General features: G+C 50.1%; 8 protein-coding genes. All 8 read left to right on the top strand.

The features are described from left to right. The first annotated feature begins 34 nt into the window (after positions 1–34). Positions 35–3,604, top strand: a complete 3,570-nt coding sequence (gene smc / locus BO18_RS14805) for a chromosome segregation protein SMC (protein WP_034447564.1) — start codon at positions 35–37, stop codon at positions 3,602–3,604. After that, positions 3,604–4,518 carry a signal recognition particle-docking protein FtsY gene (gene ftsY, locus BO18_RS14800; protein ID WP_034447562.1) on the top strand — a complete coding sequence of 305 codons (915 nt, stop codon included), beginning with the start codon at positions 3,604–3,606 and terminating at the stop codon, positions 4,516–4,518. The genes smc and ftsY overlap by 1 nt, the downstream gene beginning before the upstream one ends. 165 nt (positions 4,519–4,683) lie before the next feature. Next, positions 4,684–6,828: a sodium-translocating pyrophosphatase gene (locus BO18_RS14795; protein ID WP_034447558.1), complete on the top strand. Its 2,145-nt coding sequence runs from the start codon at positions 4,684–4,686 to the stop codon at positions 6,826–6,828. Positions 6,829–7,031: 203 nt separating this feature from the next. Then, complete coding sequence (gene rpsO, locus BO18_RS14790) at positions 7,032–7,298, top strand: 30S ribosomal protein S15 (protein ID WP_034447557.1); 267 nt, start codon at positions 7,032–7,034, stop codon at positions 7,296–7,298. Positions 7,299–7,410: 112 nt separating this feature from the next. Continuing rightward, positions 7,411–9,339: an NAD(+) synthase gene (locus BO18_RS14785; RefSeq protein WP_034447554.1), complete on the top strand. Its 1,929-nt coding sequence runs from the start codon at positions 7,411–7,413 to the stop codon at positions 9,337–9,339. Between the two features lie 4 nt (positions 9,340–9,343). Further along, positions 9,344–9,976, top strand: a complete 633-nt coding sequence (locus BO18_RS14780; RefSeq protein ID WP_034447553.1) for an SGNH/GDSL hydrolase family protein — start codon at positions 9,344–9,346, stop codon at positions 9,974–9,976. A gap of 271 nt (positions 9,977–10,247) precedes the next feature. After that, positions 10,248–12,497: a polyribonucleotide nucleotidyltransferase gene (locus BO18_RS14775; RefSeq protein WP_066738344.1), complete on the top strand. Its 2,250-nt coding sequence runs from the start codon at positions 10,248–10,250 to the stop codon at positions 12,495–12,497. A gap of 28 nt (positions 12,498–12,525) precedes the next feature. Further along, on the top strand, positions 12,526–13,641 hold the full coding sequence (locus tag BO18_RS14770; RefSeq protein ID WP_034447552.1) for a TFIIB-type zinc ribbon-containing protein: 1,116 nt from the start codon (positions 12,526–12,528) through the stop codon (positions 13,639–13,641). The last annotated feature ends 123 nt before the right edge of the window (positions 13,642–13,764 follow it).

Genomic DNA, 13,764 nt, shown 5'->3' with positions numbered 1-13,764 from the left:
ATTATTTTAGGATTTAGACGGAACTGAATATAGGATGTATCTTAAGAAACTGGAGCTTCAGGGGTTCAAATCATTCCCCGATTATACTTGTATCGACTTTGACCGCGGTCTTACGGCCGTGGTTGGTCCTAACGGAAGCGGTAAATCCAATATCAGTGACGCGGTCCGCTGGGTTCTGGGCGAACAGAGCGTAAAGCAGCTCAGAGGCGGCAAGATGGAGGACGTCATCTTCAACGGAACGACCGCCAGAAAATCCATGAACTATGCTGAAGTATCCATCACTTTCGACAATTCCGACGGCTATATCGACTACGGATTTCCCGAGATCTGCATCACCAGAAGGCTCTACAGGTCGGGCGAGTCTGAATACCAGATAAACAAGGTTAACTGCAGACTCAAGGACATTACGGTCCTTTTCCTGGATACCGGTCTCGGACGCGACGGCTATTCGCTCGTAGGACAGGGCAGGGTCGACGATATCCTTTCGACAAAGTCTGAAGACAGGCGAAGGGTCATCGAGGAGGCATCGGGTATCGTTAAGTACCGTGTCCGCAAGGATGAGGCGCAGAGAAAGCTCACCAATACAGAGCAGAACCTTGTCCGTATCAATGACATCTTAGGCGAACTCGAAGAGCGCAAGGGACCTCTCGAGGAGCAGGCCGGCAAGGCGCGCAAGTTCAACGAGAACTACGAAGAATTAAAAAGGCTCGAGACTTCGCTCCTCGTACATAAGATCACAGAAGCCAACAGGGAGATGGGCGATTCGGCCGGTCTCAAGGAACAGCTCGAGAAAGAGATCGAAGAGCGTGAGGACGAATATCTGAAGCTCAGGAAGAGCCATCAGGAGATCATCTCAAAGAGTGAAGCCCTTGATAACGAGATCGAGGACAGGAGACAGGAACTTTCAGACCTGACCGAGTACGAGCATGAGGCTCAGACCGATAAGAAGGTCTCCATTGAAAGACTCAATCAGACTAACCAGAGAATAGAAGAACTCAAGACCGAGATGGAGTCCACCGATGAGACAGTCGAAAGGCTCACCGCTGAACTCAATGAGAAGAAAGCCAAGGCCGACAGTCTCCTTAAGGAAGCCGATGAGGCGAAGACTCAAAGCGAGACTCTCGACAAAGAGCGTCAGGCAAAGTTCGAGGAATATGAGGCCAGCAGGAAGGAAGCAGGAAAGGCGGATTCCAAGGTAAAGGCCAAGACGGAAGAACTTTTCGAGACCAGAAAGAAGATAACAGAGTGCGAAGCCGGGATCGCGGCTTTGGAAGACAAGATAAAGGACATGCAGGAGGCCAGGAGCACTTCCGAGAGCGGAAAGGCCGAACTGAGTGCGAGACTCGAGGAAGAAGAAAAGGCTCTGACCGAGATCAGGAAGATCAAGGGCGACGTTTCTAAGGATATCGAGGTCCGCAACGGCAAGCTCGAGGAATTGAGAGCCCGTCAGGTGGAACTCAATCAGTTCTTTGAGGTCAACAACAGAAAGCTCTCTGCGGAAGAGTCCAAGCTCAAGACACTGAAAGATGTCGACAGGAATAAAGAGGGATATCAGGAATCCGTTAAGAGGCTTACGGATCTTGCCGAGACGGACAGGTCAGTAAAGAGCCTCATCGTCGGTATCCTGGGCGACCTTATCGAGACGGATACCAAGTATGAGACTGCGATAGAAACGGCATTGGGCAATTCCCTCAACAACGTGGTAACAAAGAGCGAGGCGGATGCCGCCGAACTTATCGGCGTTTTAAAGGAAAAGAGGCTCGGAAGGATCACATTCCTCCCCATAGAGAACATCAGAGCCAGATACATCGATGAAGATGACCTGAGAAAAGCCAGGAGCATAAACGGATATATCGGAGTCGCTTCGGATCTTGTAAGATGCAGCCGCGACCTTGAGGATATCGTCGCAAACCTTCTGGGAAGGATCCTTGTGGCAAACGACCTGGATGCCGCAAGAGCCATCGCTTCCAGAACCGGACGCGCATATAAGGTAATGACATTGGAGGGCGATTCGGTCAATCCGGGCGGATCCCTCACGGGCGGATCCATGAGAAGAACCGGTGCCGGGACGGGCATCATCGGAAGAAAGCACGAGATCGAATCTCTTACCAAGATTGTCGCTGACCTTGAAGCCAAATTGTCAGATTCCGAAGACCAGCGTCAGGAAGTTGACGACGGCATAGGCACGCTGAAGCGCGAACTCGCACAGCTCGGTGAGCAGCTGAAGTACTATCAGCTCGAGGAAGTAAAGGCCGAGGGTGAGTACAACAACACAAAGACCAGACTCGGTGAGATAGAGAAGTCTCTTGCTAATTACGATGAGAACATGCAGACAGTCTCCAAGTCGAAGATAAGACTTGAAGAGGATCTCGAGGAATTCAGCAGGATCGAGGGCGAGATAAACGGAGAGCTTTCCGATTACCGCGAAGAGATAGAGGAGCAGCAGAGACTCTCTGAGGAGCAGGCTGTCGAACTTGAGAAGATAGCTGCCAGAGTCAGGGAGACCGCGTCACTTGCGGAACGCAAGCTCACTGAGAGGAGTGGTATCCTGGATCTCGCAGGTCACATCAAGAAGCAGATCGAAGATGCAAAGCAGGGCCGCGACAAGTTCAGCGAATCCATCAGGGAAGCAAAAGAGACCGTCAACAGCATCACAAGGGAGATCAACGACCTTGACAGCAAGCTCGACGAGAATTCCAAGCAGCAGAAAGTACTGGAAGAAAAGATAGCAGAGCTCTTTGAGAAGAGGGCTGCCGTTACGGGAGATCTCAACTCTTTCGGCGACAGACTTTCCGCGAGCAGTGACGAGATACAGGCATTGAGGGAAAAACTGAATGCCCATGTAAGCAAATACGACAAGATAATCTTCGAGATCGACCAGAACAAGAACAGGCTCTGGGAAGATTACGAGACAACATATGACAACATCAAGGATTCCGTCGAACCTGTAACAAAGATCGGCGAGCAGACCAAGAGGATACAGACACTCAAGAACTCCATAAAGGCTCTGGGTCCGGTCAATCTGGGAGCGCTGCAGGAATTCAGTGAGCTTTCCGAGCGTCTCGAGTTCATGACGAAGCAGAGGGACGACATCGAAGCCGCAAAGAAGGACCTTGAGACCGTCATCGACGAACTGCTTACAAAGATGAGGTCTGAGTTTACCGAGCATTTCGTTACGATCAACAACAACTTCAGCCAGGTGTTTACCGACCTGTTCGGAGGCGGTACCGCGGAAATCGTCCTCGGCAACGATTCCGAAGACGTTTTGGAGTGTGCCATCGATATCAAGGCACAGCCTCCGGGAAAGAAACTGCAGAACCTTTCGCTCCTGTCGGGCGGTGAGAGATGCCTTACGGCCATCGGACTTCTTTTCGCCATTCAGGAACTTAAGCCTTCTCCGTTCGTTATCCTGGACGAAGTCGAGGCTGCGCTTGACGACGTTAATATCACGAGATTTACGGACTTCGTAAGGAGACATTCCGCCAAATCTCAGTTCATTCTTGTTACGCACCGTAAGGGTACCATGGAGGCCTGTGACCAGATGTACGGCGTTACCATGGCAGAGCGTGGCGTTTCAAAGATCCTTTCTATGGAGCTTAGATAATGGGATTAGCAGATCTGTTTAAAAAGGGACTCGAAAAGACAAGAAACTTCTTTGCGGGAAGTTTTACGAAGCTTGCCGCTTCCAGCGGACATTTTGATGAGGATATGCTCGACGAGCTCGAAGAACTTCTCATCAGGGCAGACTGCGGAGTTGCCGCGAGCGAAGACATCATGAACAGGGTCAAGCAGAATATCAGGAAGACTGGTGATGACAGCAAGGAAGCGGTCCTCGCTTCGGTCAAGGAGAGGATGCTCGAGATATTGGGCGAGCCCCGGACCGTTGCCATCGAACCCGGGAAGCTCAACATCATCCTGATGATCGGCGTAAACGGAACCGGCAAGACTACCACGTCAGGAAAGCTGGCCGCCAGATACAAGAAAGAGGGCAGGAAGGTCCTCATGGCTGCATGCGATACTTTCCGTGCGGCTGCGGTAGGACAGCTCAAGACCTGGGGTGAGAGGACCGGAACGGCCGTCATCGCACAGGAGCAGGAGGGAGCTGATCCCGCTTCCGTTGTTTTCGATGCGATCCATGCGGCACAGGCAAGAGGCACGGACGTTCTCCTTGTAGATACTGCCGGCCGTCTGCATAATAAGAAGAATCTTATGGAGGAACTTGCGAAGATAAGACGCGTCATTGAGCGTGAAGCACCTGACGCAGTCATCAAGTCTCTCCTGATAATAGACGCCACGACAGGGCAGAATGCCGTTATCCAGGCAGAAGGTTTCGGTGAAGTCACCGGCCTTGATTATGTCGGCATCACGAAGCTCGACGGAAGCGCCAAGGGCGGTGTCGCCATCGCGGTCGCATACCAGTCTGGCAAGCCCATCGTTCTTGCCGGATTGGGCGAGAAAGTGGAAGATCTGGCTGATTTCGATCCCATACTCTTTGTCGATTCGCTCGTAAAGGAATGATCCCGTAAAAAATCGCCATTTTCTGCGGAATAATCGGTATTATTTTGATTGCCAAAGAAAATGATTATATGTATAATCTGTTCGGTTTAAACTGAGCATGGGTTTACTATGCCCGAATGCTTCGCAAAATCTATATCTAAATTCTTAAAGAGAGGGGCCCGGTATATGTCTTTATTAACATCTTCCTGGTTAATCGTACTCGGCGTAGTAGTGCTTGCACTTGTCTACGTTGCGGTCAACTACTTCCGTATTAAGAAGATGCCCGAAGGAACACCTGAGATGATCGAACTGTCAGGTATCATCCGTTCCGGCGCGCAGACATTCCTTAAGACGGAATACAAGAGCATCGTCATCGTTGTAGGTGCGGTAGCAATTATCTTCACACTCTTTGTTGAGAAGACAAGCGGTATCACATTCCTCATGGGCGCTTTGATGAGCTCTATCGTTTGCGTTCTCGGTATGCAGAGCGCTACTTATGCTAACGTTCGTACATCGAACAAGGCAAGAGAGAGTCTTTCTATCGGAGAGACAGTTAAGGTCGCACTCTGCGGCGGTTCCATCAGCGGACTCGCAGTTCAGGGCTTCGGTATGCTGGGATTCCTCGGCGTTCTCCTTTGCTTCGGCGGCGTTCAGCACGATGCAGAGAGCCAGGGCCTGATCCAGATCGGACTTATCTGCAACCCCTACATCATGAGAATATCCACATATTCGCTCGGCTGCTCCATCGTTGCTATGTTCAACCGTGTTGCAGGCGGTAACTACACAAAGGCTGCAGACATTTCTTCAGATATTCTCGGTAAGCTCAGACATGACCTTCCTGAGGATGACTCCAGAATCCCTAACACGATCGCAGACTTCATCGGCGACAACGTTAACGATATCGCCGGCAACTGCTCCGACCTTTTGGAGTCATTCGTTGCTACAATGTCTGCTTCCATCATGATCTCAGTTACTCTCTTCAAGACAGCTCTTGCAGAAGGTGAGTCTCAGATCACAGACGCTACATTCAATGCCACGATCCTTTTCCCGGTCATCCTCGCAGGCTGCGGTCTTGTCGGATGCCTTATCGGTCTTGGCCTCGCAAACATCAAGAAGATGGGCGACAATCCGTCAAGAGAGCTCGACCTCTCCACATGGATCTCCGCCGGCTGCACAGTCGTATTCGGCGGCGTAGCTTCTTACTTCATTTTCAAGGATGTACCTCTCTATACAGAGTTTAAGCTCGGCTGGGCTTCCCCTTGGGTTTCTTCCATCATGGGAATCGTATCCGGTATCGCTATCGGTATCATCACAGAGTACTACACATCCACAGATCACAAGCCTACGCAGAAGATCGCCGAGATGTGCACAGAGGGTGAGGCTTTCGTTGTTACAAAGGGTGACGCTGTAGGTTCTAGATCAGTTCTTCTCCCTGTACTCGTAATCATCATCGCTTTGATCGTTTCCGGTATCATCGGCGGATCCTATGGTATCGCAATCTCCGCTCTCGGTATGCTTGCATTCGTCGGTGCAACAGTTTCCATCGACGCTTTCGGTCCTATCGCAGACAACGCAGGCGGTCTTGCAGAAGCTTGCCACCTCGCACCTGACGTTCGTAAGATCACAGATAAGCTCGACGCAGTTGGTAATACAACAGCAGCTATCGGTAAGGGCTTCGCAATCGGTTCTGCAGCTTTCGCTACAGTTTCCCTCATCATGGCTTATGTAGGCAGCTACTCCGGTGACGTTGCAGTTCCTGTACTCAACTTCGCTACATTCTTCGTAGTTGCAGGCGGTATCCTCGGTGGTGCCCTCGTTGAATACTTCAGCGCTATCCTTACAGACAACACGATCGATGCAGCTAAGATCATGGCTGACGTCGGAGACAAGCAGATGACACAGGAAGTTCTTGACGGTAAGGCTAAGCCTGACTACAACATGATGATCGCAATGGCTGCTAAGGAAGCTATCCGCAGAATGGTTCTTCCTTCAGTCCTCGCTCTCCTCATTCCTGTAATCGGCGGCTTCATCCTCGGACCTGAGTTCGTAGGCGGTATCCTCGTAGGTGCTACGATCGTTGCCATCCCGAGAGCTATCTTCATGGGTAACTCCGGCGGTGCGTTCGACAACGCTAAGAAGTACATCGAGCAGGGTATGCTCAAGGGTCACGCAAAGGGATCTCCTGCGCATAAGGCAGCTGTTACCGGTGATACGATTGGTGATACACGTAAGGACGTTGTAGGCGTTGCTCTGGACATCTTCATCAAGCTCATGTCCACAGTTGCTAATACGATTACTCCTATCATCAGCAGATATCACATCTTCAAGTAATACTGCAAAAGTGGTAAGACTACAGGCGGCTGTCCGGTGAGGGCAGCCGCTTTTTTACGGAAATGCCGTTCTTTTAAGGTTTGTGCTTTACAAAACAGACTCCGGATGTTATCATCACCAAGTTGCCTTAATCGCAGTTTTGCGGAAGACTCCGACCCTTACCTTCGATTTTGGCGTATTTATATTTTAAGGAGGAAAGATTTATGTCAGCATCTTTCGACAAGCAGGCTATCATCAAGGAATATGCTCTCTCCGAGGGCGACACAGGTTCTCCTGAGGTTCAGGTTGCACTTCTTACTTACAGGATCAATCACCTCACAGAACATCTCAAGACCCACAAGGGTGACCACCACAGCAGAAGAGGTCTTCTCATGATGGTTGGTAAGAGAAGAAATATCCTTGACTATCTTGCAGCAGTTGATATCGAGCGTTACAGAACTCTTATCGCAAGGCTCGGCATCAGAAAGTAATCTTTCAAACGGATTATTTCAGGAAAGCGGTTCCCTTCGGGGACCGCTTTTTTTGTCGTTTTGCGATGGTGTATAATTAACAGGTTATTATATTTTTCGGGGAGGCATCACTATGCTTGACGGTTTTATCAGAGTTGCGGCGGCAAGCCCGAAGGTCAGGGTGGGAGATGTTGATCATAACATTTCAGAAACGGTCAGGTTAGCCAGAAAGGCTGCGAGCAAGGACTGTGCGGTCATCGTATTCCCGGAGCTCGGACTTACCGGATATACCTGCGGTGATCTGTTCCTGCAGAAGGCCCTGCTCGACAAGGCCAGAAACGGACTTTATGACCTGGCAAACATGACGTCGGACCTCAATACGGTCCTGATCGTAGGCCTTCCTTATGAACTGGGCGGAAAGCTCTATAACGTTGCCGCAGTCATCCATCAGGGCGACATAATCGGTATCGTTCCTAAGCAGAATATCCCCAATTATTCTGAGTTCTATGAACTGAGACATTTCACTCCTTATACGGATGACGGAATAATCATGACCGAAGATGACGTCTGCTTCGGTAAGGCGGTATTCAACTGCGCCGGTTTCTATTTTGCCGCCGAGATATGCGAGGACCTCTGGGTCGCTTCAAGCCCTTCGGCTGACTATGTAAAGAACGGCGCTCAGGTAATATTCAATCTGTCCTGCTCCGATGAGATCATCGGTAAGGCAAAGTACAGGAGAGACCTGGTCAAGATGCAGAGCGCAAAGCTCATGGCTGCTTATGTTTATTGCGATGCAGGGCTTGGCGAGTCGACTCAGGACCTTGTTTTCGCAGGACACAACATTATAGCTGAGAACGGAAAGATCCTTGCCGAGAGCAAGCGTTTTGCCAATGACAGCGACGAAGATGCGATCCTCTTTGCCGATATCGACATAGAGCGTCTTGAAGCGGACAGGAGAAGGAGCAACACTTTTTCTTCCGATGTAAACGGAGACAGCGGGATCGACATCATCGAGTTTGATGCCGAATTCCCTGACATCGAGCTCGAAAGACATATCAGCAGGACTCCGTTCGTTCCCGAGAGCACTACGGATCTTGCCGCAAGGTGCGAGGACATCCTCAACATGCAGGCTGCAGGTCTCTACACAAGGCTCAAGGCCATCAACTGTAGCAAGGCGGTGATCGGCCTTTCAGGCGGACTTGATTCGACGCTGGCTCTCATAGTTACGATCCACGCTTTCGATAAACTGGGGCTCGACCGCAAGGGAATCATAGGCGTTACGATGCCCGGATTCGGCACGACCGCAAGGACAAAGAATAATTCGATAAATATTGCTGAGGAATACGGCTGCACATTAAAGGAGATATCTATCTCAGCCGCAGTCACACAGCACTTCAAGGACATCGGTCACGATATGGAAGACCACAGCGTAACATATGAGAACGCACAGGCCAGGGAGCGTACGCAGATCCTCATGGATCTGGCAAACCAGGAGGGCGGTCTTGTCATAGGTACCGGAGATCTTTCCGAGCTCGCACTCGGATGGGCTACATATAACGGCGACCACATGTCCATGTACGGAGTCAACTGCTCCATTCCTAAGACGCTCGTCAGATATCTCGTATCTTATGAGTCAACGCGTACGGCAGAGACCAGTCCTGCGCTTTCCGCGGCACTTGCGGACATTGTTGCGACGCCCGTATCACCGGAACTTCTGCCGCCTACGGAAGACGGCAAGATCTCACAGAAGACGGAAGAAACTGTCGGACCTTATGAACTGCACGATTTCTTCCTCTACTACATGATCAGATTCGGATTTGCCCCTTCGAAGATCTACCGCATGGCTCTGATCGCATTTGACGGCGTTTACGATGCCGATACGATCTACAAGTGGGAAGAGACATTCATGAGAAGATTCTTCTCGCAGCAGTTCAAGAGATCATGCGTACCCGACGGACCCAAGGTAGGTACCGTAACCCTGTCACCGAGAGGCGACTGGAGGATGCCTTCCGATGCGTCCAGGAACGTATGGCTCGATGACTTGAAGACTGTAAAGGAATAATCATATGAAATCTGTTGTATGCTTCGGCGATTCAAATACTTACGGACATAATCCCGTTAACGGCGAGAGACTTCCGGAATCGGTCAGATGGCCCTGCCTTCTCCAGGAGCTTCTTGGCGGGGATTATAAGATCATAGAAGAAGGTCTTAACGGCAGGACTACCGTTTTCGATGACCCTAATGACGACTGGAAGAACGGCATCGACTACATAAAGGGTATCCTCTGCACGCACAGGCCGGTGGATTACCTGATAATCATGCTCGGCACTAACGACATGAAGACCATTTATAATGCAAAGCCGGAGGATATCGCGGCAGGTTTGAATGAGATCGTTCAGAGGGCTGAGAAGGTAATGGACCTCAAGCAGGGTTATATCCCGAAGATCCTTATAGTATCTCCGCCGGAGATAAGTGAGGATATCCTCACCGGACCTTTTGCCGGTTCGTTTGACCGGGTGTCCATCGATAAGTCCAGGCGCCTTTCCGAGTTCTACAAGAAGGTCGCAGACAAGCACGGATGCGGTTTCCTGGATGCAAAGCTTTACATTAAGCCTTCAAAAGAAGACGGGCTGCACTTGGATCCGGCAGGGCACAAGGGTCTTGCGGAGATAATCGCAAAGACTGTTCCGACTCTTTGACAGGCTGATCCGGAGTCTTGGGAACAGACGGGGCTTTCGAAAAATAGACATGGTGATGAAATGGGGGTGTCTCAAAATGCTTGAGGCACCTCGTTTTTTGTGTAATGGTAAATGTTTGTCTTATTTTTCTTTTAGTATATAATTATTAAGTTCGAGAAGGAGTGTAGTGTGTAGATTGACTGCCCGAACGCCGGTAAAGATCGCTCGGACCGTGAATCTACGAACTACCTCCTTTACCAAAATTCAATATTTTTATTAAAGGAGTTTCAGAATGGAAAAGATCTTCAGAACTGAAATCGCCGGCAGACCGTTAGTTGTCGAGACCGGTAAGATCGCGCAGTTTGCAAACGGCTCCGCTCTCGTAAGATACGGTGAGACGACAGTCCTTTCAACTGCAACAGCAAGTGCAACCCCCCGTGAAGGCATCGACTTCTTCCCGCTCTCTGTCGACTATGAGGAGAAGATGTATGCTGTAGGCAAGATGCCGGGCGGCTTCCTCAAGAGAGAGGGAAGACCGGGCGAGAAGGCTATCCTCGTATCCCGTGTTATCGACCGTCCTATCAGACCTTTGTTCCCTAAGGATCTGAGAAACGATGTTTGCGTAAACAACCTCGTTATGTCTGTTGATCCGGATTGCTCTCCTGAGATTACAGCAATGCTCGGTACATCTATCGCAATCGCTATTTCCGACATTCCGTGGAAGGGACCTGTCGGCGGCGTTGTATTAGGCCTTATCGATGGCAAGACCATCATCAACCCTACACTTGAGCAGCGTGAAGTGTCAGATATGTACGTTACTCTTGCTGGTACACTTAACAAGATCTGCATGGTTGAGGCCGGTGCTAACGAAGTACCTGACGATGTAATGCTCAATGCTATCGCAGAAGGTCACGAAGAGATCAAGAAGATCTGCGAGTTCATCAACAGCATCGTTGCTGAGATCGGTAAGGAGAAGTTCACTTACGAGTCAGCAGACGTTCCGGAAGAGATCTTCGAAGCTGTCAAGGAATACGGCTGGGACAAGATGCGTGCTGCAGTTCTTTCAAAGGACAAGGAAGTAAGAGATGCTAACGTTGCTGCACTTCAGGAAGAAGTTGCCGCATTGCTCGAAGAGAAGGAAGAGGGCCTTTCAAAGTGGGCACCTGATGCCATCTACAAGCTCGAAAAGAAGGTCGTTAGAGATTACCTCTTCCGTGAGCACATCAGAGTCGACGGCAGAGCTCTTGATGAGATCAGACCGCTGTCCTGCGCAGTAGGCGTACTCCCCAGAGTTCACGGTTCGTCTTTCTTCCAGAGAGGTCAGACACAGGTAATGAATATCTGTACTCTTGCTCCTCTTGACGATGCACAGAAGCTCGAAGGTCTGGATGAGCAGACATATAAGAGATATATGCACCACTACAACTTCCCGGGTTACTCCACAGGTGAGGCTAAGCCTTCCAAGTCACCCGGAAGACGTGAGATCGGTCACGGCGCTCTTGCCGAGAGATCTCTCATCCCCGTTCTTCCTTCAGAGGAAGAGTTCCCTTACTCGATCAGAACAGTATCCGAGATCACGATGAGCAACGGCTCCACATCACAGGGTTCCGTCTGCGCTTCCACACTCTCGCTCATGGATGCAGGCGTTCCGATCAAGAGACCTGTTGCAGGTATCTCTTCAGGACTTATCACAGATCCCGATAACGACGACAACTTCCTCGTATTCATGGATATCCAGGGCATCGAGGACTTCTTCGGCGATATGGACTTCAAGGTTGCAGGTACAACAGAAGGTATCACATCCATCCAGGTCGACATCAAGGTTGAAGGTCTTACATTAGACATCATCAAGGCTGCATTCGAGATGACACACAAGGGAAGACTCCAGATCATCAACGACATCATTCTCCCTTGCATCCCCGCACCCCGTGCAGAGCTCAACAAGTGGGCTCCCAGGATCATCTCCATGCAGGTTCCTGTTGACAAGATCAGAGAAGTCATCGGTTCAGGCGGAAAGGTCATCAACAAGATCATTGCCGACACAGGCGCCCAGATCAACATCAACGATGACGGTATGGTCTATATCTCCACACCTGACCTTGAGAAGGCTGAGAAGGCAAAGATGATCATCAACGGCATCGTTTCCGACCCTGAGGTTGGCACAGAGTACGATGGTGTTGTTACCAGACTTATGGACTTCGGCGCTTTCGTTGAGTTCCTCCCCGGTAAGGAAGGTCTTGTCCACATCTCCAAGATGGCATGGAACAGAGTTGAAAAGGTCGAGGACGTTCTCCACGAAGGTGACAAGGTTCACGTCAAGCTCATCGAGATCGATTCCCAGGGCAGACTCAACCTCTCCATCCGCGACTGCCTCCCCAAGCCTGAGGGCTTCGTAGAGGAAGAACCCAGAAGAAGAGAGGGAAGACCTAACCGTGAGAGAAGAGGCGGATTTGCCGGAAGAAACGGCGGAAGAAGACCCTTCAACGATGACGATGACGGCGGCGCTTCCGAGAATCCTAAGGGCAGAAGAAGAGAATTCTGATAATTAATTTATATAAAGGGGTGATACTATGGCAGAGAACATGGGAAACACAGATGAACAGATTGAAGTCATTACCGAGGGCCAAACCGAAGACGTAACTGATAAGAAGTGTCCTAATTGCGGCGCTACTGTTGTTTACGATCCTGATACTCTTGCCATGACTTGCCCGTTCTGCGGCTATTCAAGGCAGCTTCCCAAGCCTGAGGACAACGGCCAGGATGTTGAAGAGCTCGATTTCTCTTCCGCAAAGAACCGTGAGAGCCTTGACTGGGGTAAAGAGAAGAAGTCTCTGGTCTGCAAGAACTGCGGAGCTGAGACGATCATGGATACCGCAGATACTGCACAGTGCTGCCCTTACTGCGGATCGACACAGGTTATGCCCGTTGACAACGACGATGATGTCGTTGCTCCCGGCGGCGTTGTACCTTTCGAGATCACAAAGGAAAAGGCTGCACAGCTCTTCCATGGCTGGATGAAGGGCAAGCTCTTCGCTCCCAATGAGGCCAAGAAGAGCTGCGAAGCAAAGAACTTCAGCGGTGTTTACCTTCCTTACTGGACATACGATTCACAGACGACATCTCCTTATGAGATCAAGCTGGGTTTCAACAGCAAGGACAGCCAGGGCAACACAACGACTACTTACAGGACTTACCGCGGCATCTACGAGCGCTTCATCGACGATGAGACCGTCTATGCCAGCAAGAAGACGAACAACCCTTACATCAAGCAGGCTTCAAAGTTCGACTTCACAAAGCTCCGTAAGTATTCGCCTGAATTCATTGCAGGTTTCCTTGCCGAGAGATATACGGTAGGACTCGATGAAGGATGGGATATCGCAAAGGGTCAGATCAAGTCCAAGATCGACAGCGAGATCCGCAGCATGGAGAAGAAGAAGCGTAAGGCTGACAGCGTATCGAAGCTTACATTCAATACAGCTTATTCAAAGGTTACTTATAAGTATGTTCTTGCTCCTATCTGGATCGCAAACTTCAAGTTCAAGGATAAGGTCTATAACATCGTTGTAAACGGACAGACAGGTCAGATCAGAGGCGAGGCACCTGTATCTCCTGCAAAGGTTGCCATCGCGATCGCGATTGCCATTGCCGTTATCGGTGTATTGCTCTGGTTCTTCTCGAATAACTGATCGCGAAAAGCATCACATCACAAAATGATAAACAAGCCGTCAAAATGTGATAAATCATCACAAATTGGCGGCTTTTTTATAACAATTATTGCTACCAGTGTCGTATTTGTTCTAAATTTGTAC

The sequence above is a fragment of the Butyrivibrio sp. AE2032 genome, assembly GCF_000702965.1.
This window is presented reverse-complemented; position numbering and strand designations above follow the sequence as displayed.

Coding starts and splice junctions, on each gene's coding strand:
- BO18_RS14775 (WP_066738344.1), top strand. CDS start 10,248: ATGGAAAAGATCTTCAGAACTGAAATCGCCGGCAGACCGTTAGTTGTC.
- smc (WP_034447564.1), top strand. CDS start 35: ATGTATCTTAAGAAACTGGAGCTTCAGGGGTTCAAATCATTCCCCGAT.
- BO18_RS14780 (WP_034447553.1), top strand. CDS start 9,344: ATGAAATCTGTTGTATGCTTCGGCGATTCAAATACTTACGGACATAAT.
- BO18_RS14795 (WP_034447558.1), top strand. CDS start 4,684: ATGTCTTTATTAACATCTTCCTGGTTAATCGTACTCGGCGTAGTAGTG.
- ftsY (WP_034447562.1), top strand. CDS start 3,604: ATGGGATTAGCAGATCTGTTTAAAAAGGGACTCGAAAAGACAAGAAAC.
- BO18_RS14770 (WP_034447552.1), top strand. CDS start 12,526: ATGGCAGAGAACATGGGAAACACAGATGAACAGATTGAAGTCATTACC.
- BO18_RS14785 (WP_034447554.1), top strand. CDS start 7,411: ATGCTTGACGGTTTTATCAGAGTTGCGGCGGCAAGCCCGAAGGTCAGG.
- rpsO (WP_034447557.1), top strand. CDS start 7,032: ATGTCAGCATCTTTCGACAAGCAGGCTATCATCAAGGAATATGCTCTC.